The following is a 22,418-nucleotide window of genomic DNA, read 5'->3' as shown; positions in this document are numbered from 1 at the left end:
TGGATGGCACGGGCTTCGCCCGTGTTCGCGGGACAAGCCCGCTCCCACAGGGATCGCGCAGCTTTCTAAGTTTTGTGGAAGACAGTTGCTCCCACGGGGAGGGCTCAGCGACGTAGCAGGCGATTCAGCACCAGCACAATACCTGCGCCCACTGCGAGTGCAGTGAGCGGCTTCTCCCTCACGAAGGTGGATACAGTGTTCACCGCATCACCATAGCTCTTCGTAAGCTGCCCCGACGCCTGGCGCGCATCACCCTCGGATTCCAGGGACGGGTCTTCGAACAACTGTCCCGCCGCACTCTGTGCCTTGCCTGCAGCCTTTTCTACAATCCCTTCGATCTGTTCACGCTTCATGGTTGGAAACCTTCCTGTGATTTAGCTGTGGGCCTAACGCAGGATTAGGGGGCAGCACCTATCGATAAGTTCAAACCGCTACCATGTGCCTCAATAATTCATGCCCCAATCCTGACCACTCGACCAACAGCGCGCTTCCCTGCGCCGCCTACCTCACGGATAATCCCCGGCAAATCCCAATAAACATCCCGTGAGCAGCCATGAGCCACCCCGTAGCCCCCCTCGGCCAGCCCGAGACCGAAGGGACACGCAAATCGCGCAAGAACAACCCCGAGAAAACCCGCGAGGACATCCTCCAGGCCGCCATCAACGAGTTCGTCCAGCAGGGCCTGGCCGGGGCGCGGGTGGATGCCATCGCCGAGCGCACGGCCACCTCCAAGCGCATGATCTACTATTACTTCGGCAGCAAGGAGCAGCTGTACGTCGAGTGCCTGGTCAAGCTGTACGGTGACATCCGCAAGACCGAGCATCGCCTGGACCTGGAGTCGCTGCCGGCCGTGCAGGCGATCCAGCGTCTGACCGAGTTCACCTTCGACCACCACGACCGCAACGTTGATTTCGTGCGCATGGTCTGCAACGAAAACATCCACTACGGCGAGTACGTGAAGAAAACCCCGGTCATTCGCGAGATGAGCAGCCTGGTTCTACAGGCCCTGGGCCGCACGCTGCAGCGCGGTGTGCAGGAGGGCGTGTTCCGCCCGGGCATCGAGGTGATCGACCTGCACATGCTGATGAGCTCGTTCTGCTTCTATCGGGTGTCGAACCGTCACACCTTTGGCGACATCTTCCAGATCGACCTGCTCGACGAGCAGATCAAGCTGCGCCACAAGGCGGTGATCTGCGAAGCGGTGATGCGCTACATCAAGGTCTGAAGGCCCTTCACTCGCCCAGCCGTTGTTCGCGCGACGGCGGGTAGCCGAAGTAGGCCGCATAGCACTTGCTGAAATGCGACACCGAGACGAAGCCGCAGGCCACCGCCACTTCCATCACCGACAGGTCGGAGTATTGCAGCAGGCGGCGGCTCTTGGTGATGCGCAGTTCCATGTAGTAGCGCCGCGGCGAGGTGCCCAGCTGGGCTTGGAACAGGCGGTCGATCTGCCGGCGTGAGCGGTCGCTGTAGGCGGCCAGCTGGTCGAGGCTGAGGGTTTCTTCGAGGTTGTTCTCCATCAGCTCGACGATGGTGCGCAGGTGCAGGCTCATGGACTTTTTCGCGCCTGGGCCGACCTGGCGATAGCGTGCGCCGGAGAACGACAGGATTTCTTCGACGCCTTCGGCCAGGCCGTCGCCATACAGGCGGCGCACCAGGCCGAGCATCAGCTCCATGGCGCCGTTGGGGCTGGCGGCGCTGAGGCGGTCGCGATCGAGGGTGAAGCTGGCCGGGGTGATGCGCGTTTGCGGGCTGCGCTCGGACAGGCTGGCGCGCTGTTCGGGGTGGATGCTGCAGCCATAGTCGTCCAGCACCCCGGCGCGGCCGAGGAACCAGGCACCGTTCCACAGCCCGCCCAATGCTTTGCCGTGGGCGGCGCAGTCATCCAGCAGGCGGTCGAGTTCGGGGTACTTGAGCGGGGTACGCAAGCCACCGCAGACGATCAGCAGGTCGAGTTCCTTCAATTCGCTGGCGGCAAGCTCGGTGGCTACCAGCTCCAGGCCCAGGTCGCTCAGCACCCGATCGCCGTCCAGCGACAGGGGGGTGAATGCGAAGCTGTCGGCGCGCAGCAGGTTGGCGGTGACCAGCACGTCCATGGCCACGGTGAAGCTCGCCATCGAGAAGTGTTTGAGCAGGACGAAGTCGACCCGGTAGGGCGCTTGCGGGCTGCCGGCCACGGATTTGAGCCGCAGCATGTTGCTGGTGCTAGTCTTCTTACTGAACTGACGTGGGGTGGGCACTCTGGACTCCGCTTCCTGGCTGGCCGTGAGAGTGTGGCGGGTGGCCGAGGGAAAGACAATCGCCAGGGTGGGAGTGTCGTGTTCAAGGTCGTGTTGAGGCAAGTGGGCGGGTGCAGACAGGATATCCGAATGAACCCTCACCGCGAGCAGTTACCCAACCCAGTACATGCCAACGGGAGAGTGCTCATGGAAATCGGAACAATCTGGATCATTGTCGCGGCCGTGGTCATCCTGCTGGAGATCTTCGCCATCTGGCACATCATCGGCAGCGATCGGCGCGCCGAGCGCAAGATGCTGTGGATCGTCTTTGTGGTCTATGCACCGTTCCCCGGGTTGCTGTTCTGGGCGTGGCGCGGGCCGCGAGCGGTGAAGGGCAGGGCGGTGCTGCAGGAAAAATGAGGGGCAAGGCATCAGGTGCTGGGTGCCTGATGCCTGTGGTGCTTGTCAGGGAATGTCCACCTCGATGGCCTCGGTCAAGCTGCTGACCATCAAGCTCCCCGAGAAGTTGATCAGGTGTTCGACCTCCAGCGACTTGAACGCGGTCCTGAGCTGCTTGCGCACCCAGTTACGGGCCTCGTGGCGTTTTTCGGTCTGGGTACCCGACGCCAGGGGGATTTCGCCGAGCAGCGTGGTCTGTACGTCATCGACGGTGGCCCAGCCCATCTTCTCGCGCATGTGTGCACGCGCCTTTTCGGCTTCGGGTTCATGAATCCTTTTGATAGGGCTGATGGTGTACGACAGTTGGAACGCGTGTGTTTGGCTCATGGAATGTCCTTGGCTGAGTGCTGGCCTCCGTGCCGGAGACTGCAATCTAACGAGCAAATCACGCAGGGCAAACATACGCGGTGTTGGTCCGTTTGACCGATCGTATAGAAATGACCTACACGCGGCTTGACCTCCAGTTAACTCAAGGTCGCAGACTCGGGTGCTCATTTACACGACGGAGCGCGCCATGATCCCTGCTTTCCAGCTGTCCAACCCGCAAGGCTTGTACGACCCCAGCGGCAATGCCTATTCCCATGTGGCCGAAGTACGCGCCGGCAGCCGGTTGCTGTTCGTTGCCGGGCAAGGGGGCGAAGATACCGAAGGCCAGTTGTCGCCGCTGTTCGCCGAGCAGGCACGCCGCGCACTGGCCAATGTCGAGACGGCCCTTGCCTCTAAAGGGGCTCGGCTTGACCAGGTGTGCAAGCTGACCTTGCTGATCGTCGACCACAGCGAAGAACGCTTGCGCCAGTGGGTGGCCGAGGCCGATCGGGCCTGGGGTGCGCACATGAAGCCGACCTGCACACTGATCCCGGTACCGCGCTTGGCGCTGGATGGGATGTTGGTTGAGATTGAGGCAGTTGCAGCGATAATTACAGAGCACCAGCCCTAGGCTATGTACGAAATCGCTTGAAACTTGGTTATGCTGCGTTAAAAACCGGCTCGGAAAGCTCATTGACAACCAGTCCACTCCGCTTCCTCGCCGGTTTTTGCCTTGCCTAACCTGCGTTTCAAACTTTTCGTACACAGCCTAGAATCGCTTTTTCATCCGAGCCCATCATGCTGCCCATCGAACTGCTCCCGACCACCGCCGACCAGGCCGAACTGATCCGCAACCTCTATCAGTTCTACGCCTACGAATCCTCTGATTGGGAGCAGGAAGATGTCGAGGTGGATGGGCGCTTCTACGTCCATGAGGAGCACCTGCAGCGCTACTGGCTGTCCGCAGGCTGGAGCGCCAGCCTGGTGCTGGTGGACGGCTTCATTGCCGGTTTCGTGCTGGTCGAGCGCAGCGAGCTACCAGGCTTCGACGCCAGTGAACTGGCCGATCTGTTCATCCTCAAGCGCTATCGTCGCCAGGGCATCGGCCGCGCCGTGGCGCAACAGATGCTCAGTGCCCCGGGCGATTGGCTGCTGCGCTGTTACGCGCCGGACCCCGTGGCCGTCGCCTTTTGCACGGCCGTGGTGGCCGACCTGCCACGGCGGGTGCAGCAAATCGTGCTGGACGACGATCCCAACCTGCTGACCTACAAGGTCACCGCCGCGCTGCATTGAGCGAGCAGCAAAATTTTGTGAACCACTTCACAAAATCAACCTACGCGGCATAATGCCAGCACTTCTGATCAAGACTCAGCCGCTCTGGGCTGGGGCTCCTTTTCGTGCGCGCTGCAGGTTCAGGTAAATTTCATGTCGCTAGTCGCAAGCCCCGACATCATGTACCGGCTGTTGATTCAAAGCGTGGTGGACTATGCCATCTACCTGCTCACCCCCGACGGTATTGTCGCCAACTGGAACCCTGGCGCCCAACGGGCCAAGGGGTACCTTGCCGACGAAATCGTTGGCAAGCATTACTCGCTGTTCTACAGCGAAGCCGAGCGCGCCGCTGGCCTGCCCGAGCAGAACCTGGAGCAGGCGCGCCACACCGGTCGCTTCGAGGAAGTCGGCTCGCGCCTGCGCAAGGATGGCAGCGCGTTTCACGCTCATGTGGTGATTGATGCCGTGCGCGATGACAACGGCCAATTGGTCGGTTTCGCCAAGGTCACCCGCGACATTTCGGAGCGCCGCCAACAGGAGCTGGAGTTGTTGCAGGCCAAGGAACTGGCCGAGCAGTACAGCCAGGAGATGACCAAGCTGTCGCAGTTCCTCGATTCGGTGATCGCCAATATTCCCGCCAGCGTCATTGTCCAGGACCTGGAAAGCCAGCGCATCCTGCTGGCCAACCAGCAGGCCGAGCGCCTGTTCGGCGGGCGTGGCAGCAGCATGATCGGCCAGCTCCCGGGCCAATGCCTCGCGCCGGCCGCTGCCGATTACCTGGAGCAACAGCTCAGCCGCGGCGCCCGCAATGCCAAGGGCTACGCCGCTGAAACCCGCGTCGATACCGCCTGCGGGCCACGTACGCTGCGCAGCCGTGCACTGCTCAGCCAGCATCGAGAAGGCCAGGCCGACTACGTGCTGTTCGTCGCCGAAGATGCCACCGAAGAGCTGGCCGCCCACGCGCAGATCCACCACATGGCGCATCACGACGCGCTGACCGGCCTGCCCAACCGCACGCTGTTCAACGAGCGGCTCAAGCAGGCGCTGGTGCGCGGCCACGAGGGCGACAAGCTGACTGCAGCGTTGTGCCTGGACCTGGACAATTTCAAGAACATCAACGACTCCCTCGGCCATGCCTTCGGCGACAAGCTACTGCGCGCCCTGGGTAAGCGCTTGCGCCGCGAATTGCGTGAACACGACACCCTGGCCCGCCTGGGCGGCGACGAGTTCGCCGTGGTGCTTACCCACCTGGATGACCGCGATGCCGCCTGCAATACCGCGCAGCGTCTGATCGACGCGGTCTGCCCGCCGTTTCAGATCGAGGGCCACCAGTTTACCGTTGGCGTGAGCATCGGCATCGCCATCGCGCCCGATGACAACGAACAGGCCGAGCAACTGCTGGGCTATGCCGACATGGCGTTGTACGAGGCCAAGCGCAACGGGCGCAATCGCTATGAGTGCTTCCAGGTTGAGCTGGATGTCGCCGCGCGCCAGCGCCGGCTGGTGGAAACCGACCTGCGCACCGCGTTGCACCTGGGCCAGTTGCACCTGCATTACCAGCCGGTGGTGGATCAACGGACCAGCAGCGTGACCGGTTACGAGGCGCTGCTGCGCTGGGAACACCCGACCCGGGGCATGGTCATGCCGATGGACTTCATCCCCATCGCCGAAGAGACCGGGCTGATCCACGAGCTGGGTATCCGCGCGCTCAACCTGGCGTGCCAGGAGGCGGCCACCTGGGACAGTGAGCAGACGGTGTCGGTCAACCTGTCGCCGGTGCAGTTCAAGAATGCCAACCTGGTGCAGACCGTGGCGCTGGCCCTGGCCGACTCGGGCCTGCCGGCGCGGCGCCTGGAGCTGGAAATCACCGAGTCGGTATTGCTCGGCAACAGCGAAGAGAATGTGCGCACCTTGCGCGCGCTGAAGGACCTGGGCGTGTCGATCTCGCTGGATGACTTCGGTACCGGGTATTCGTCGCTGGGTTACCTGCGTTCGTTCCCGTTCGATCGGATCAAGATCGACAAGTCGTTCGTGCATGATATGTGCGAGAGCCGTGAGGCAATGTCGATCATTCGAGCGATCACCGAGCTGTCCAACAGCCTGATGATCAAGACCACGGCCGAGGGGGTCGAGTCTGAAGAGCAGATGCAGCGCCTGAGGGCAGAGGGTTGCTCGCACTTCCAGGGGTATCTGTATGGGCGGCCGGTACCGGCGGGCGAGCGGTTGAAGCAAGTGGCTGTGGCGGCGGGTTGAGTGCCAGCGGGTCCGCAAAGCGGCCCCAGATGCTCAGCTATCCCAGTCCGGCGCAAAGCCCGAGCTCACCACCCGCAAAAGTGGTCGATCAGCGAACGGAAAACATCGCGCCCTGAACCGGCGCGTCAATTGGCCTTTCTCAAGTCGTCGTATCTCTTCTAGAATCCCTGCTGTCGCACCTGCCTTCACCTGGCGCTGCATGCCGCCGCGCCGCCATCGAGAACGCCATGAGTTCCAGCACACCGCTGTCCGGAGTCAATCACCCCCTGCGCGGCATCGTTCTGGTAGTGGTGGCGACGCTCCTGTTCGCCAGCCACGATGCTTTGTCCAAATTCCTTGGTGGCCTGTACCCGATCGTCATGGTGGTGTGGGCCCGCTATGTGGTGCACACCTTGCTGATGGCCGGGATCTTCCTGCCCAAGTCCGGCCTCAATGTATTGCGCACCCGGCGCCCGGTGCTGCAGACCTTGCGAGCGCTGAGCCTGCTCAGCACCAGCCTGCTGTTCACCACTGGCCTGCAATACCTGCCGCTGGCCGAGGCGACTTCGGTCAACTTTCTCGCCCCGGTGCTGGTCACCGCACTGTCGGCGCCGTTGCTCAAGGAGCGGGTGACTGCAGGGCAATGGGTAGCGGTGGTGCTGGGCTTCATCGGCGTGCTGGTGGTAGTGCACCCCGGCGGCGCGATGTTTACGCCGGCCATCCTGTACCCGTTTGGCTCGGCGCTGGGGTTCTGCTTCTATCAGTTGCTGACGCGCATCCTTTCGGCCTACGACAGCCCGACCACCAGCAATTTCTACGCTGGGCTGTGCAACACCCTGGTGATGAGTGCGCTGGTGCCGTTCTTCTGGGAACTGCCGCGTTGGGACCATGCATTGCTGATGCTGGCGTTAGGGGGCTTCGGCATGAGCGCGCATTTGCTGCTGACCCAGGCCTTCCGCCATGCCGCGCCCGCATTGTTGGCGCCGTTCAGCTACTGCCAGATCGTGTTTGCCGGGTTGCTGGGGCTGCTGATCTACGGCCAGGTGCCGGACAGTGCGAGCTTGGCGGGCATTGCCATCATCTGCTTGAGTGGGCTGGGTGCCGCCTGGATGCAGCGTAGTAAGTGAACCGCTACCGGGCCATGAACTGCAGAATCCGCTCGCGCAGCCAGCGCTCGGCCGGGTCGTTGTCCTGGGCGCCGCTCCAGACCATCGACAACTCCGCCTCGGTGATCTCGAACGGCGCCGGGTCGGCGCGCAGGCTGCCGTCGTCGGCCAGGGCACAGGCGGCGTAGTCCGGCACGGTAGCGATCATCTCGGTGTTGCGCAGCAGGGCGCGCAGGCTGCCGAACTGCGGCACCGCCAGCACCACCTTGCGGCAGCGGCCGATGCGCGCCAGGTCCAGGTCGATATTGCCGCTCATGTCACCTGAGAACGACACCATCACATGTGGCCTGGCGCAGTATTCGTCGAGCGTCAGCGGGCCTGGGCGGTCGTCGGCGCGCAGCACGCGTACGCCAATATCGCGCAGTTTACGGCGCTTGGCAGTGGCGGGCAGGTCGGTGGTGTAGCTGACGCCGACCGAGATCTCGCCGCTGGCCAGCAGGCTTGGCATCAGCAGGAAGTTGGCCCGGCGCACCACCACGCTGATCTCTGGTGCTTCCTCGCGCAGGGCCTGAAGCAGGGCCGGGAACAGGCCGAACTCGGCATCGTCGGAGAGACCCAGGCGGAACACGTTGCAGCTGTTGGCCGGGTCGAATTCCCGGGCGCGGCTGATCGCCGATGAAATCACATCCATGGCCGGGCCGAGCTCGGCGAAAATCTGCATCGCGCGCGGGGTGGGCTCCATGGCCCGGCCGCTGCGGATCAGCAGCGGGTCGTCGAACAGTTCGCGCAGGCGGGCGAGGGCGGCACTGACGGTGGATTGGGTGATGAACAGCTTTTCGCCGACGCGGGTGAGGTTGCGTTCGATCATCAGGGCTTCAAAAAGCACCAGCAGGTTCATGTCGACGCGGCGCAGGTCGTTGCGGTTCATGGTGCTTGGCTCACGGCAAGGAGGGGGCGGGGTATTGAAGCACGGCGCTGGCCCTTGTGCCTTGTATGGATGTGCGGACCTGTAACAGAGCCAACCTATCACCCCCTAATAGCCACTCTATTAGAAGTCTGCCCAAGCTCGGCTAGTCTTGACTCTGGCCCTGCGAATTGCGCATGCAGGCGGCGCCTGAGCACGTGTATGCAAGACCCTGCCGCCACACCGTGACAGCTTCGCCAGCCCCGTGTCGGAACGTGACCGACCTGACCTGATGAGGGGTAGGCATGAGCCCATGTGCTCGGCTGAAAGAACACCTGGCATAGACCGGAAATCTGGATAACCGACCCAAAGGTAATAGCAGATGTCGAACGAATCGAAATGCCCGTTCCATCAAACCGCAGGTGGCGGTACCACCAACCGTGACTGGTGGCCTGACCAGCTCAACCTCAGAATCCTCCACCAACACTCGTCCAAGTCCAGCCCCGACCCGGACTTCGACTATGCCAAGGCGTTCAAGAGCCTCGACTTCCAGGCGTTGAAACAAGACCTGACCGCCTTGATGACCGACTCCCAGGACTGGTGGCCGGCCGACTTCGGCCACTATGGCCCGTTGTTCATCCGCATGGCCTGGCACAGCGCTGGCACCTACCGCATCGGTGATGGCCGCGGTGGCGCAGGCTCTGGCCAGCAGCGCTTCGCCCCGCTCAACAGCTGGCCCGACAACGTCAGCCTGGACAAGGCCCGGCGCCTGCTGTGGCCGATCAAGCAGAAGTACGGCAACAAGATCTCCTGGGCCGACCTGATCGTGCTCACCGGCAACGTTGCCCTGGAATCGATGGGCTTCAAGACCTTCGGTTTTTCCGGCGGCCGCGCCGATGTGTGGGAACCGGACGAAGACGTGTACTGGGGCTCGGAAAAGGTCTGGCTGGGCGGTGACACCCGCTACGGCAAGGACCAGGTAAAGGCCCAGCCGCCTGGACAGGGCGACCTGGTGGCCGAGCCGGCCAAGCATGGCGAGGAACAGAACCGCGACCTGTCTGCCGAGCGCAACCTGGAAAACCCGTTGGCCGCTGTGCAGATGGGCCTGATTTACGTCAACCCGGAAGGCCCGGAAGGTGAGCCCGACCCAGTTAAATCGGGCAAGGACATCCGCGAAACCTTCGGCCGCATGGCCATGAACGACGAAGAAACCGTGGCCCTGATCGCCGGTGGCCATGCTTTCGGCAAGACCCACGGTGCCGGCCCTGCGGACAACGTCGGCGCCGAACCGGAAGCCGCCGGGCTTGAGCAGCAAGGCCTGGGCTGGGCCAATAAATTCGGCACCGGCAAGGGGGGCGATACCATCACCAGTGGCCTGGAGGTGATCTGGACCTCGACCCCGACCCGCTGGAGCAACGAGTACCTCAACAACCTGTTCAACTTCGAATGGGAACTGACCAAGAGCCCGGCCGGCGCTCACCAGTGGCGGCCGAAAGAGGGCAAAGGCGTTGGCACCGTGCCGGATGCCCACGACCCGAGCAAAAAACACGCACCGTCCATGCTCACCTCCGACCTGGCCCTGCGTTTCGACCCGATCTACGAGCCGATCGCCCGGCGCTTCAAGGACAACCCCGAGCAGTTGGCGGACGCGTTCTCCCGTGCCTGGTACAAGCTGATCCACCGCGACATGGGGCCATTGGCGCGATATCTCGGGCCGGAAATGCCCAGTGAAGAACTGCTGTGGCAAGACCCGCTGCCCAAAGCCGATCAGGCACCGTTGAGCGAGCAGGATATCGCTGCGCTCAAGGCCAAGATCCTGGCCTCGGGCCTGAGCGTGGGCGAGCTGGTTTCCACGGCTTGGGCTTCAGCCTCGACTTTCCGTGGTTCCGACAAGCGTGGTGGTGCCAACGGCGCCCGTGTGCGCCTGGCACCGCAGAGGGGCTGGGCTGCCAACCAGGGCGTGGACAAGGTGCTGGCGGCGCTGGAGAACATTCAGCGCGAGTTCAACAACGGCGGCAAGAAGGTCTCCCTGGCCGACCTCATCGTGCTGGCCGGTACCGCCGCTGTCGAGAAGGCGGCCAAGGATGCTGGATATACCGGGAACGTAGCCTTCCGCCCGGGCCGTGTCGACGCTTCTCAGGAGCAGACCGATGTCGAGTCGTTCGCCGTGCTCGAACCATTGGCCGACGGCTTCCGCAACTTCACCAAGGCCCGTTACAGCGTCAAGGCCGAGAAACTGCTGCTGGACAAGGCCCAGCTGCTGACCCTCACCGCGCCCGAGCTGACCGCGCTGATTGGCGGCCTGCGGGTGCTCGGCGCCAACCATGGCGGCAGCAAGCATGGCGTGTTCACCGACAAGCCGGGCACCCTGAGCAACGACTTCTTCCGCAACCTGCTGGACATGGGCGTGGAGTGGAAGCCGACCTCAGATGACAACGAAGCCTTCGAAGGCCGGGATCGCAAGACCGGGCAGGTGAAGTGGACGGGCAGCCGTGTCGACCTGGTATTCGGCTCGCATGCCCAGTTGCGGGCGCTGAGCGAGGTGTATGGCAGCAGCGACGGCAAGGACAAGTTCGTCAAGGACTTCGTTGCGGCCTGGGTGAAAGTCATGGAGCTCGATCGTTTTGATCTGAAATAGCGTCGTACCAACCTGGGGTGCTTTGCGCCCCAGGTTTGGCGCAAGAACGGGTGGACCATTGCGCGCTTCCTGTGCAAGCTGGGCCTACAGGAGTGGACCTGCATGCAAACAGAAGGTGAAACGACGTGAACCCCGAATCCATGCTGGCGGTGCTGCCAGGTTTCGCCATTGCGCCCGAGGCCATCCAGGTGCTGCCGGATGCGGCGGCCTACCGCGCCTGCCTGCTCGAGCGCATCGCGTCGGCGGCCCGGCGCATCGTCATCGTTGCTCTGTACCTGCAGGAGGACCAGGCCGGGCAGGAAGTGCTCGATGCCCTGTACCTGGCAAAGGCCGCGCGGCCAGGCCTGGAGATCGTCATCGTGGTCGACTGGTTTCGTGCCCGGCGCGGCCTGCTGGGGGCAGGGCGTCAGCCCGGCAATGCCGCCTGGTACCAGGCCCAGCGCCAGCTGCGTGGGCTGGATGTGGTAATCCATGGCGTGCCGGTACAAACCCGCGAGCTGTTTGGCGTGCTGCACCTGAAAGGCAGCGTGATCGATGACTGCGTGATCTACACCGGCGCCAGCCTCAACAATGTTTACCTGCACCGGTTCGATCGCTACCGGTTGGATCGCTACCACCTGTTCCAGTCGCCGGGGCTGGCCGATGCCATGGTCGACCTCGTGCGGCGCCTGCTTCACCACACCGCCACACCGCGCCTGGACCTGCCCGCGCCACCCGAAACCCGCAACCTGCGTGGCGACATCCGGCGCCTGCGGGCACGCTTGCGGCGCATGGCCTATGAAGCACCCGCAGCCACCCCGGAGCAGGGGCTGCGGGTGATTCCGCTGCTTGGCGTCGGCCGTGGCAATCCGCTCAACCGCACGCTGTGCGCATTGCTGGCGGCGGCACGTGCGCAGATCATCATCAGTACGCCGTATTTCAACCCACCAAGGGTGGTGATGCGCGAGATCGACCAAGCCCTTGAACGAGGGGTGCGGATCGAACTGATTGTCGGCCACCGTACCGCCAACGACTTCTATATCGCCCCGGGCGAACCGTTCAGCGCCAGCGGTGCCTTGCCCTACCTTTACGAAGACACCCTGCGCGCCTTTGCCCGGCGGCGCCACGCTGCCATCACCAGCGGCCAATTGCTGGTGCGTGTCTGGAACGACCCGGGGCATACCTTCCATGCCAAGGGGGTGTGGGTCGACCAGCGCTATTCGCTGCTGACCGGCAACAACCTCAATCCACGCGGGTTCAACCTGGACCTGGAAAACGGCTTGTTGATCGACGACCCGCACGGCCAGTGGCTGGTGCCGCGAGCGGTGGAGCTTGAGAGCATTCGCCGGCATGCACCGCAGATCGGTGCGGCGGATGAATTGGGCGCGCAGGCCGAGCACCCCAAGGAAGTGCGCAAGTTCTTGCGGCGCCTGCGCTACAGCCGACTGGAACCGTTGATCAAACGCGTGCTCTGAGGTCGGCGCTGCGGCGCACCAGTCGTCAGTTGTTGCGATCATTGCCAGCCGATTGTCAGTCAACTTTGATAATTCCCTGGCAAAAGGCTCGCCCCGAATGGATGCAACCCTTGGCAATGGCTCGCCGCGCAGCCATGTGATCCGCCAGCTCACCCTGGCTTTCTTTGGCGTGCTGATCCTGGCTCTGCTGCTGGGCCTGGTCTCGTTATATCGCATCGCCCAGACCCTGGATGAGCGAGAGCAGGCACAGAGCCGTTTTCTCGCCGAGTCGGCATTGGTTCAATTGCAGAAAGCCGAGCGCAGCTTTTTACTGACCCATGCTTTCTGGCAGGCCGCTTACGACCACTTGGCCGGCCCGGTGAACAGCCACTGGGCCTACGAAGAAGACAACGTCGGGCAGACCCTCTACAGCGAAGATGGCTACGAGGGCGTATTTGTGCTGGATGACGATGGCACCCTTTACGCGGTAATTGATGGGCAGCTGAGCGCGCAGCGTTTCGAGCGCTACAGCGCCAGCAGCGCCCGCGTACGGCAACAGGCGCGCAAGGCCGCCGAGCAGGAGCAGGCCGCATCCGGCTATTTGTTGTTCCGAGGCCAGCCGGCGTTGTTTACTGCAGCGGTCATTCGGCCACCGTCCTTGCCACACCATCTGCCAACGCCCACTGCGGTTCTGGTGTTTGTCCGCGCATTCGACCCGGCCATGCTCGACGCCCTGGCCAAGACGGTGGGCCTGGCGGATTTCACCGTTCCCACCGCAGGGAAGTTCGAGGCCGAGCGCGGCTATCTGCCGCTCGACGGCAGCGGCCATGCCTTGACCTGGCATATCGAGCAGCCCGGCACGGAACTGCTTCGCAAAGTGGTGCTGCCGCTGGCCCTGGCCGTGCTGGTTATCGCCTTGTTCATGGCCGGGTTCGCCCGCCATGCGATGCGCGCCAGTGCCGGCATCGACCGCGGCCACCGCCAGCTGGCGGCTTCCAGGAACGCGCTGGAAACCAGCGAGGCACGTTTCAAGGCGGTGGCCGAGGCTGCCTCGGACTGGATCTGGGAAACCGATGTCCAGCAACGCATGACCTATTTGTCGGCTCGCTTCGCCGAGTTGACCGGGCATGATGTCGAACAATGGCTGCAGCGCTCTCTCAACCAACTGCTGGAGTGCGAAACCTGCCACATCGAAACCTGGCTGCACGGCCTCGCCGCCAGCGAATCGAGCGCTAACCTGCGCTGCCACTATCGCGACCGCCGAGGCCAGCGGCGTGAATGTCGAATCGCGGCGCGACCGATCATCGAACAGGGCATCTGCAAAGGCTTTCGCGGCACCTGCAGCGACATCACCGATGAAGTAGCCGCCCACGCGCAGATTCAGCACCTTTCCATGCACGATGCCCTCACGGGCCTGCCCAATCGCAACAAGTTGTTCCGTTTTCTCGAACAAGACGCGCCCGTTCCCTTGGCGCTGCTTATGCTCGATCTGGACAACTTCAAACCGATCAACGATAGCCTTGGCCACCCGGCCGGCGATGCAGTGTTGATGGAAGTCGCCCAGCGCCTGGGGCACGTGACCCGCGATAGCGACCTGGTAGCCCGCCTGGGCGGGGATGAATTCATCGTGGTACTGGCGCGCCCTGGCCAGCGCGAGGACGTGGACCGTTTCTGCAGTCGGCTGATCCAGACGTTGCGCCAACCCATCAAGCTGGATGGCCATAGCGCGCAGGTCGGTGCGAGTCTCGGCGTGGTGCTTTCGGCCGATTATCCCGGCACAGCGGGCGATCTGATCCGCTATGCCGACGTTGCCCTGTACAATGCGAAACAGGCCGGCAAGAATACTTGGCGCTACTTTTCGGCGCAGCTCAATGCCGCGTTGCTGGAAAAGCGCGCCCTCGAACGTGAACTGCGCGAAGGGATCCCGCGTAATGAGCTGGTGTTGCATTTTCAGCCGCGCTTCAGGGTCGATGGCATCACGGTGGCGTCCGCTGAGGCATTGGTGCGCTGGCATCACCCGCGCCTCGGCCTGCTGCGCCCTGACCGCTTCATTGCGCTGGCCGAAGAGTCGGACCTGATCGTGCAGTTGGGCAACTGGGTACTGCGCGACGCCTGCAACCGCGCCCGCGCCTGGCCGCTGGAGGTGATGGTTTCAGTGAACGTGTCGCCTGTGCAATTTCGCCGCAGCGATGTGGTGCGCGACGTTGCCGAAGCGCTCAAACATACCGGCCTGCCGGCGCACCGCCTGGAGCTGGAAATCACCGAGAACGTCATGCTCAACGATGTCGAAGGCGCGCTGCACACCATGAATGCGCTCAAGGAATTGGGCGTGCGCATGAACATGGACGATTTCGGTACCGGCTATTCGTCACTCGGCTACCTGCGCACTTACCCGTTCGACAGTATCAAGATTGATAAGCGTTTCGTGCAGGCGCTGGGCAAAAGCGACAGAGATCGCAGCGTGGTACAGGCTATCATCAACATGGGTAATGCCTTGGGCATGACGGTGACCGCCGAGGGCGTCGAAACCGAGCAACAGCTGGCGCTGCTCTGCGTCGACCAGTGTCATGAGGTGCAGGGTTTCCTGCTCAGTGAGCCTGTGGAAGACCAGGCGTTGGTGCGCTTGATGGAGGCGGCAATGGCCACGGAGCGGGTCGTGCCTTGACGCGTTACATTCATTTGCATGCAGCGCGTCGCTTCGTCCCTCTGAAAACTCGTCTCAAGCGCATACAATCACGCCTTTTCTTTGTTAACCCGACAGGCCAATCCGTCTATGGCGCTTGATCCACCCACGATGCTGACCATCACCGTTGCCTTGGCCGCCGCCGCTGCGCTGTATCTGGCGATCGAATGGCGCAGTGTCCGCGAACCTTCGCTGTTGTTCTGGAGTGCCGGTTTCGCCACCATCACGGTCGGCTCGACCCTGGCCCTGCTGCGCGGCATCGGCTTGCTGCTGATCGGTATCTGGTTCGCCAACGGGCTGCTGGTGGTGGCGCACGCGTTCTTCCTGCTGGGCGTGGTGAGGTTTACCCAGGCACGGCTGTCATGGGCCTGGCTGTTGATTGTGCCACTGTGGTTCGCCTTGTTGCTGCTGCCACCGGGGCCGCAGTGGTCGAAAGTCATGCTGATGGCCAACTCGCTGCTGGTGGCGCTGCTCACGCTCAAGGGTAGCTTGCTGCTGCGCCCGCACGGCAAGTCGCTGAGCGTGGGGGCGGTGCAGTTGCGTTATGTGCTGATGATCCATGGCCTGTTCTACGTGGCCAAGGCGATCATCGCAGTCACCCCCGGCACGCTGATCGACCTGGCCACCTTTGGTGGCCTGATCATCCAGATATCGCTGGTCGAGGGGGCCATGGCCATCATGCTGATCGCCCTGTCGATGACCGGTACCGTGCGCTATCGCCGTGAAGAACGGATTGCCCGCCTGGCCGCGCGCGATCCTTTGACGGCACTGTACAACCGCCGCGCGCTGGAAGTCCGTGCCACACACCTGTTCAAGGACGTGAGCCCGGCCCGGCCTGGCGCCTTGCTGCTGATCGACATCGACAACTTCAAGCTGGTCAATGACCTGCACGGCCACGCCGCCGGTGACCGCTTGCTTGTCGCGCTGAGCGAAATGATTCGCACGGTGCTGCCGGAGCGGGCGCTGGCGGCGCGGTTGGGGGGCGATGAGTTCGTCATTCTGCTCAGCGCTGCCAGCAGTGAGCGGGTGGTGGAACTGGGCAGTGTGTTGCGCGGCCAATTCCAGCAATTTGCCGAGCAGGCCATGCCCACCCCACAGGCGGTGACCCTGAGCATCGGCGCCAGTCTGTTCGACCAGCCGCCGGCGAGCCTGGCAGCGTTGATTGAACAGGGGGATGTGGCGCTGTATCAGTCCAAGCGGGGCGGGCGTGACAGCATTCGGTTGGTTGACCGCACGGAAGTGAGTCCCGCCAGATAGCAATGGGGCCGCAAAGCGGCCCCATGGTCTCAGGTCACAACCTGATAGCAAGGCACATACGCCGCGCCACCCGGCAGCTTCATCCGGTGCTGGTCGACGAACGCCTGCAACAGGCGTCCCAGCGGCTCCAACACTGCACTGTCGCCACGGATCTGGTACGGCCCGTGCTGTTCGATCAGGCGGATGCCCTTGTCCTTGACGTTGCCCGCGACGATCCCGGAAAACGCCCGGCGCAGGTTGGCCGCCAGTTCGTGCGGCGGCAGTTCCCGGCGCAGGTCCAGTTCAGCCATGTTGGCGTGGGTCGGATCGAACGGGTGCTGGAAGCCCTCGTCGATCTTCAGCAGCCAGTTGAAGTGGAAGGCGTCGTTGCGCTCGCGGCGGAACTGCTTGACCTCCTTGAGCCCTTCGACCATGTGCCGCGCCACTTCGGCCGGGTCATCGATGATGATCTGGTAATGGCGCTGGGCGGCTTCGCCGAGGGTGGCGCCGACGAAGGCATGCAATTGCAGCAGGAACGGCTCGGCACTGCGCGGCCCGGTCAGTACCACCGGGAAGGGCAGGTCCTGGTTGTCCGGGTGCATGAGAATGCCCAGCAGGTAGAGGAACTCTTCGGCGGTACCGGCGCCGCCGGGGAAGATGATGATGCCATGGCCGACACGGACGAAGGCTTCCAGGCGCTTCTCGATGTCCGGCAGGATCACCAGTTCGTTGACGATCGGGTTGGGCGCCTCGGCGGCGATGATGCCCGGCTCGGTCAGGCCCAGGTAGCGGCTGCCGTGCATGCGCTGTTTGGCGTGGGCGATGGTAGCGCCTTTCATCGGGCCTTTCATCACGCCGGGGCCGCAACCAGTGCAGACGTCCAGCTTGCGCAGACCCAGCTCGTGGCCGACCTTCTTGGTGTATTGGTACTCTTCACTGCTGATTGAGTGGCCGCCCCAGCACACCACCATTTTCGGCTCCACGCCTGGGCGTAGGGTGCGGGCGTTGCGCAGCAGGTGGAAGACGTAGTCGGTGATGCCCTGGGAGCTTTCCAGGTCGATACGCTGGCTGGCCAGTTCGCTTTCGGTGTAGACGATGTCACGCAGGGCGCTGAACAGCATCTCGCGGGTACTGGCGATCATTTCGCCATCAACGAAGGCGTCGCCCGGCGCGTTCAGCAGCTCCAGGCGCACGCCACGGTCTTGCTGGTGGATACGCACCTCGAAGTCTTTGTAGGCTTCGAGGATAGTCTTGGCATTGTCAACGTGCGCACCGGTGTTGAGGATGGCCAGGGCGCACTGGCGGAACAGGGTGTAGAGCGTACCGGTACCGACTTCGCTCAGTTGCTGGACTTCACGTTGCGACAGCGTCTCCAGGCTGCCTTTGGGGCTGACGGATGCATTGATGACATGGCGTTGGGGCATCTAAGTCTTTCCTGTGCAGGTAAAACATCCTTCTTTCCAACACCATAAGTCATGCGAACAGCTTTTGCACACCCAGCGTAATTGCCATGCCGCCACCCAGCAGCCACAGGTTGAGAATAGCCCCGGTGACCAGCGCCCGCGGGCCGGCCTGGCGGATCTGGCTGAAGCGGGTTTCCATGCCCAGCGCGGTCATGGCCATGGTCAGGGCGAAGGTGTCGAGGCTGTTGACCGCCTGGGTCACACTGGTTGGCAGGACCTGCAGCGAGTTCACCAGCACCAGGCCAAGGAAGCCGAAGGCGAACCAGGGCATGGCGATGCGGCCGTTGCCCTGAGCCTGGCCCGGCTGGCGCGAGCGGCTGATCCACAGACCGACCACCAGCAGTACCGGCACCAGCAGCATTACCCGGGTCATCTTGACGATCGTTGCGATGTGCGTGGCTTCGGGGCTGACGTTGCTCGCCGCGCCGACTACCTGGGCCACTTCGTGGATCGTGCCACCGAGGAACAGGCCGGCGCCCAGGGTATCCAGGTGTAGCCAGCCGGCATTGATCGCCAGCGGGTAGAGGAACATCGACAGGGTGCCGAACAGCACCACGCTGCCGACCGCCATGGCGCTCTTGTGCGGCGCGCTGCGCAGCGCCGATTCGAACGCCAGCACGGCGGCGGCGCCGCAGATCGCGCTGCCGGCGGCGGTCAGCAAGGCAGTGTCGCGGTCAAGCTTGAGCACTTTCATGCCACACCACAGGCCGATCAGCAGGGTGCTGACCACCACCAGCAGCGACACCGTCAGCCCGGACCAGCCGACTTCGGCGATTTCCTGCAAGCTGACGCGCAGCCCAAAGAACGCCACGGCGATGCGCAACAGGCCGCGCGCAGAGAAGTTGATGCCGGCTGCCCAGCTGGCGGGTACGCCGTCACGCAGGGCATTGCCGTACAAGGCGCCAGCGACGATGCCGACGATCAGCGGGCTGATGCCCACGTTGGCAATGGCAGGCAGTGCGGCCAGTTGGGTGACCGCGAACGCAAACAGCGCGACGAACAGAATGCCGTTGAGCCGCCCTCGGGTGGAGAGGGTAGGGGCAAAGGCGGGGTTGGACGGAACCGTGGCCATGTGAGTCCTCCGGAAAAGGCGTTTTGACAGGGCCTATTTTATTTTGGTTATAAGCTTATAAAAAATCGTAATTCAGGATGCCAAGTATCCGTGCAGCTGATATTTTGATGGGATGACCCCGGAACAGCTGATAACTTTCGCCACCGTTGCCGAGCATGGCAACATCAGCCATGCGGCCCTGGCCTTGCATTTGTCGCAGCCGGCTGTCTCCGGCCAGCTCAAACTGCTGCAAGAAGCGTTTGGCGAGCCCCTATATCAGCGCGCCGGGCGAGGTGTGCGGCTGACCGCGGCAGGTGAACAGTTGTTGGCCCACGCCGAGCGTCTGCGTGAAACCTTCCGCCAGGCCCAGGCGTTGCGCGAGGCCATGCGCGGGCTGGAACGCGGCACGTTGCGAATCGGCGCCAGCACCACGCCCGCCAGCTACCTGTTGCCGTATTTGATTGCCGACTTCCACGCACGCTACCCCGAAGTAGTGGTGTCCACTTCCCACGGCAATACAGCCGAAATCGTCGCGGCGCTGGACAGCGTCGACATTGCCTTGATCGAAGGTCCACCCGGCCAGGAATTGCCGCTGGGCACCGGTGTTACGCCCTGGCGCGAGGACGAGATCGTTGCCATCGTACCCAGCGGACATCCATTAGCGGCTGTTGAGCAGCAGACCCTGGAATCGCTTGGCAGCTACCCGCTGGTACTGCGCGAAAGCGGCTCGGGCGTGCGGCAGATCGTCGAGCGCGCGTTTGCTCGCAGCGGTGTGGCGATGCGCGTGGCGCTCGAGATCGCCGGTGTGGAAGGCGTGAAGGAGGCGGTGCGGGCGGGGATGGGCATCGGCTTCGTATCGGCGATGTCGATCAGGCATGAGGACGGCGCGTTACGGCGCTTGCATATCGCCCCAGAGCCGCTGGGGCGGCGCTTTTCCATCTTGTTGCCGCATGCAGCCACGCCGTCGCGAGCGGCGGCGCGGTTCATGGAGTTGTGTGAAGGCCAAGGCGCTCCTGCAACCCTGGCCTGAGATGCTCAGCGATCGTCCTTGCTCATACCGCTGTCTTCTTCGTCATTGACCTGAGTGCCGGGGTCCATACCTTGCTCACGGTCGCCGTCAGATCTGCTCCCCGCGCCGTGGCCCCCCATCCCACCCTGTTGACCTGCACCGCCTGAACGCTGGGAATCCTTTTCCCATTTGTCATCCGGCGTCTGTCCACCCTGACGGCCTGTGTCCCACTTTTTATTTGGGTCATTGGTGGCCTGATCCGGATTCTGTTCTGGCATGCCGCCTTGTTGTCCACCTTTGCCTTGATCGTTAGCCATGATCTCGCACCTCGTGAAGTTCACACAGAAAGGCTGTGTACAGTTCAGAGGCTGGCAGCCAGAGGCTTGCTCACACTGTTTTCGTAATACCGGACGGGGTGCACGAAAGGATTAGTAGTCGGATGTATTGCGTCGTAAAAGCCTCATGGCCAACAAGCCGGGATTACGCCACTTTGAACACATGCTTGAGATACGCCACGAAGTTCTCGTCCCGACATTGGGTCTTGCCAGGGCTGTCACTGATCTTCGCCACCGGGGCGCCGTTGCAGGCGGTCATCTTGATCACGATGTTCATCGGCTCGACGCCGGGGATGTCACAGGTCAGGTGGGTGCCGATGCCAAAGCTCACATTGATCCGTTCATGCAGGGCGCGGTACAGCCCCAGCGCCTTGGCAAAATCCAGCCCGTCGGAAAAGATCAGCGTCTTGCTGCGTGGGTCGATACCCAGTCTTTCGTAGTGGGTGATGGCCTTCTCGGCCCAGGTCAGCGGGTCGCCCGAGTCGTGGCGCAGGCCATCGAACAGCTTGCCAAAGTACAAGTCGAAATCGTGGGTGAATGCATCCATGGTGATGCAGTCGGTAAGCGCGATACCCAATAGCCCCCGGTATTCCCGCACCCAGCACTCCAGCGCGGCAATTTGACTGTCGACCAGGCGCGAGCCGAGTTGCTGGTGGGCCATGAACCATTCGTGGGCCATGGTGCCGATGGGTTTGAGCGCGTATTCGCGGGCCAGGTGCACGTTGCTGGTGCCGACGAAGCGGCCTGGGAAATCGCGCTTGAGGGTGTGGACCACGGCTTCCTGCACCCGATAAGAAAAGCGCCGCCGAGTGCCGAAGTCCGCCAATTGAAAGCCTGCCAGTTCATCGGCACTGGCCTCTGCCTTGAGCCAGTCGAGCTTCTGGTACAGCCGCTCGCCCACCTGCTCCATCACCACTTCGCGATAGCGGTAGCGGTTGCGCACTTCGCTGATGATCGCCAGCAACGGAATCTCGTAGAGGATCACGTGCAGCCACGGCCCGCGCACGCGGATCGCCAGTTGCCCAGCGTCATCCAGGCCGACCTGCACATAGCGCAGGTTGAAACGGAACAGGCTCAGGAAACGTATGAAGTCCGGCTTGATGAACGGGATCTTTTCCAGGTACGCCAGTTGGTCGTGGGTGACCGAGACCTCGGCGAGCTGCTGCACCTGGTAGCGAATTTCAGCCAAGTACGGGGCCAGGTCCTCGCCATTGCGGCAGCGGAACTCCCACTCCACCTCGGCGTTGGGGTAATTGTGCAGCACCGCCTGCATCATGGTGATCTTGTAGAAGTCGGTGTCCAGCAGGTTCTGGATGATCCGTGGGCCGAAGACGCTGTCGCTCATGGGCGGGCTTCCTTGATCAGAGAGAGCTGGTGGTCGAGTGCGGCTTCGTCGCCGCAGAGGATGACGCCCTCGGCTGCCAGCGCTCCGCAGGCAGTAATGGCGCCTTCATGGGTCAGGGCCCGACAGGCGGGCAGGTAAAGGAGCACTTGGAAGCCGGCCTGGCGCAGCTGGTGGGCGGTGGTCTTCACGCAATAGTCCAGAGCCAGGCCGCCGACGATCACGGCATCCACCTGCTGCACTTTGAGGTACTCGATCACGCCAGTGGAGCGGCGCTCGGCCAGGTCGTGATAGCAGGCGCCGTAGGGGTGCAGGTCGGGCTCGACGCCTTTCCAGACGAAGTAGTCGTAGTCGATAGGGGCGGGCAGGCCAGGCAGCAGCTCGAAGCCGGGAGTGCCAGGTACGCAGTGGCTGACCCAGGTCAGGTCGGCATTGGCCAGTGCCAGCGGCTGGAGCATTTGCCCAGCTTCGGCAACCACCCAGGCGGCGTTGGCGGGGTGGGCGTCCTTGCTGCCCAGGCGCAGGTCGGCACGCAGGGCCATGGCGTTGAGGTCGGCGGCGATTTCATTGCCCTCGGGCACCGGCAGTTCCTGTGGGGCATTGGCGGTGAAGCCGTTTTGCGCGTCGACATCGAAACTGGCGATTTTCATGGGGCTCTCCTCGCTGGAATGCCTATATAATTCACCTGGTGTATTAAATGTGTCAAGCGTTCTGTATTTTGGTTTTTACG

The 22,418-nt window shown here is 63.0% G+C and carries 20 protein-coding genes; 11 read left to right on the top strand and 9 right to left on the bottom strand.

Annotated features, from left to right (window positions below):
• Nucleotides 1–104 precede the first annotated feature (104 nt).
• The gene (locus tag ACZ6YA_RS19875) at nt 105–353 is read right to left on the bottom strand and encodes a CsbD family protein (RefSeq protein WP_465898797.1); all 249 of its coding nucleotides are present in this window, start codon (nt 351–353) and stop codon (nt 105–107) included.
• 200 nt (nt 354–553) lie between these two features.
• On the opposite strand from ACZ6YA_RS19875, the gene ACZ6YA_RS19870 reads away from it, so the two are divergent.
• Nucleotides 554–1,225, top strand: coding sequence for a TetR/AcrR family transcriptional regulator (locus ACZ6YA_RS19870; protein ID WP_465898796.1), 672 nt, complete (start codon nt 554–556; stop codon nt 1,223–1,225).
• Nucleotides 1,226–1,232: 7 nt separating this feature from the next.
• Here the strand turns inward: ACZ6YA_RS19870 and ACZ6YA_RS19865 are convergent, their stop codons facing one another.
• Nucleotides 1,233–2,240, bottom strand: coding sequence for a GlxA family transcriptional regulator (locus ACZ6YA_RS19865; RefSeq protein ID WP_465898795.1), 1,008 nt, complete (start codon nt 2,238–2,240; stop codon nt 1,233–1,235).
• A 186-nt stretch (nt 2,241–2,426) separates the two neighbouring features.
• On the opposite strand from ACZ6YA_RS19865, the gene ACZ6YA_RS19860 reads away from it, so the two are divergent.
• Complete coding sequence (locus ACZ6YA_RS19860; RefSeq protein WP_465898794.1) at nt 2,427–2,639, top strand: PLDc N-terminal domain-containing protein; 213 nt, start codon at nt 2,427–2,429, stop codon at nt 2,637–2,639.
• A gap of 45 nt (nt 2,640–2,684) precedes the next feature.
• Here the strand turns inward: ACZ6YA_RS19860 and ACZ6YA_RS19855 are convergent, their stop codons facing one another.
• Nucleotides 2,685–3,005, bottom strand: coding sequence for a hypothetical protein (locus ACZ6YA_RS19855; protein WP_465898793.1), 321 nt, complete (start codon nt 3,003–3,005; stop codon nt 2,685–2,687).
• A gap of 187 nt (nt 3,006–3,192) precedes the next feature.
• Between ACZ6YA_RS19855 and ACZ6YA_RS19850 the strand changes: the two genes are divergently transcribed.
• The 4 genes from ACZ6YA_RS19850 to ACZ6YA_RS19835 all read left to right on the top strand — a co-directional run bounded on the left by ACZ6YA_RS19850 (nt 3,193) and on the right by ACZ6YA_RS19835 (nt 7,615).
• A complete protein-coding gene (locus ACZ6YA_RS19850) occupies nt 3,193–3,615 on the top strand; it encodes a RidA family protein (RefSeq protein WP_465898792.1) in 423 nt (140 codons plus the stop codon).
• A gap of 167 nt (nt 3,616–3,782) precedes the next feature.
• Nucleotides 3,783–4,277: a GNAT family N-acetyltransferase gene (locus ACZ6YA_RS19845; protein WP_465898791.1), complete on the top strand. Its 495-nt coding sequence runs from the start codon at nt 3,783–3,785 to the stop codon at nt 4,275–4,277.
• A 132-nt stretch (nt 4,278–4,409) separates the two neighbouring features.
• Nucleotides 4,410–6,509: a putative bifunctional diguanylate cyclase/phosphodiesterase gene (locus tag ACZ6YA_RS19840; protein WP_465898790.1), complete on the top strand. Its 2,100-nt coding sequence runs from the start codon at nt 4,410–4,412 to the stop codon at nt 6,507–6,509.
• 227 nt (nt 6,510–6,736) lie between these two features.
• Nucleotides 6,737–7,615, top strand: coding sequence for a DMT family transporter (locus ACZ6YA_RS19835; protein WP_465898789.1), 879 nt, complete (start codon nt 6,737–6,739; stop codon nt 7,613–7,615).
• A gap of 4 nt (nt 7,616–7,619) precedes the next feature.
• On the opposite strand, the gene ACZ6YA_RS19830 is transcribed toward ACZ6YA_RS19835, so the two are convergent.
• Complete coding sequence (locus ACZ6YA_RS19830; RefSeq protein ID WP_400794787.1) at nt 7,620–8,522, bottom strand: LysR family transcriptional regulator; 903 nt, start codon at nt 8,520–8,522, stop codon at nt 7,620–7,622.
• Between the two features lie 358 nt (nt 8,523–8,880).
• Here ACZ6YA_RS19830 and katG point away from each other — a divergent pair, with 358 nt between their 5' ends.
• The 4 genes from katG (at nt 8,881) to ACZ6YA_RS19810 (ending at nt 16,509) form a co-directional block, all read left to right on the top strand.
• On the top strand, nt 8,881–11,136 hold the full coding sequence (gene katG / locus ACZ6YA_RS19825) for a catalase/peroxidase HPI (protein WP_465898788.1): 2,256 nt from the start codon (nt 8,881–8,883) through the stop codon (nt 11,134–11,136).
• Nucleotides 11,137–11,261: 125 nt separating this feature from the next.
• Complete coding sequence (pssA, locus tag ACZ6YA_RS19820; protein WP_465898787.1) at nt 11,262–12,590, top strand: CDP-diacylglycerol--serine O-phosphatidyltransferase; 1,329 nt, start codon at nt 11,262–11,264, stop codon at nt 12,588–12,590.
• 97 nt (nt 12,591–12,687) lie between these two features.
• Nucleotides 12,688–15,234 (top strand): bifunctional diguanylate cyclase/phosphodiesterase, encoded by a 2,547-nt coding sequence (locus tag ACZ6YA_RS19815; RefSeq protein WP_465898786.1) that lies wholly within the window; start codon nt 12,688–12,690, stop codon nt 15,232–15,234.
• 108 nt (nt 15,235–15,342) lie between these two features.
• Nucleotides 15,343–16,509, top strand: a complete 1,167-nt coding sequence (locus tag ACZ6YA_RS19810) for a GGDEF domain-containing protein (RefSeq protein WP_465898785.1) — start codon at nt 15,343–15,345, stop codon at nt 16,507–16,509.
• Between the two features lie 29 nt (nt 16,510–16,538).
• Here the strand turns inward: ACZ6YA_RS19810 and ppnN are convergent, their stop codons facing one another.
• Together ppnN and ACZ6YA_RS19800 are read right to left on the bottom strand one after the other, a co-directional pair.
• Nucleotides 16,539–17,912 (bottom strand): nucleotide 5'-monophosphate nucleosidase PpnN, encoded by a 1,374-nt coding sequence (gene ppnN, locus ACZ6YA_RS19805; RefSeq protein ID WP_465898784.1) that lies wholly within the window; start codon nt 17,910–17,912, stop codon nt 16,539–16,541.
• 49 nt (nt 17,913–17,961) lie between these two features.
• Nucleotides 17,962–19,023, bottom strand: coding sequence for a YeiH family protein (locus ACZ6YA_RS19800; RefSeq protein WP_465898783.1), 1,062 nt, complete (start codon nt 19,021–19,023; stop codon nt 17,962–17,964).
• 112 nt (nt 19,024–19,135) lie between these two features.
• On the opposite strand from ACZ6YA_RS19800, the gene ACZ6YA_RS19795 reads away from it, so the two are divergent.
• Nucleotides 19,136–20,032 (top strand): LysR family transcriptional regulator, encoded by an 897-nt coding sequence (locus ACZ6YA_RS19795; RefSeq protein WP_465898782.1) that lies wholly within the window; start codon nt 19,136–19,138, stop codon nt 20,030–20,032.
• Nucleotides 20,033–20,037: 5 nt separating this feature from the next.
• Here the strand turns inward: ACZ6YA_RS19795 and ACZ6YA_RS19790 are convergent, their stop codons facing one another.
• From ACZ6YA_RS19790 to ACZ6YA_RS19780, 3 genes are all read right to left on the bottom strand, one after another.
• Nucleotides 20,038–20,328: a stress-induced protein gene (locus ACZ6YA_RS19790; protein WP_465898781.1), complete on the bottom strand. Its 291-nt coding sequence runs from the start codon at nt 20,326–20,328 to the stop codon at nt 20,038–20,040.
• 163 nt (nt 20,329–20,491) lie between these two features.
• Entirely contained in the window at nt 20,492–21,691 is a 1,200-nt protein-coding gene (gene pncB / locus ACZ6YA_RS19785) for a nicotinate phosphoribosyltransferase (protein WP_465898780.1), read from the bottom strand.
• Nucleotides 21,688–22,338, bottom strand: coding sequence for a nicotinamidase (locus ACZ6YA_RS19780; protein WP_465898779.1), 651 nt, complete (start codon nt 22,336–22,338; stop codon nt 21,688–21,690). The genes pncB and ACZ6YA_RS19780 overlap by 4 nt, the downstream gene beginning before the upstream one ends.
• Nucleotides 22,339–22,418: the final 80 nt, after the last annotated feature.

The sequence above is a fragment of the Pseudomonas sp. NPDC090752 genome (assembly GCF_055584805.1).
This window is presented reverse-complemented; position numbering and strand designations above follow the sequence as displayed.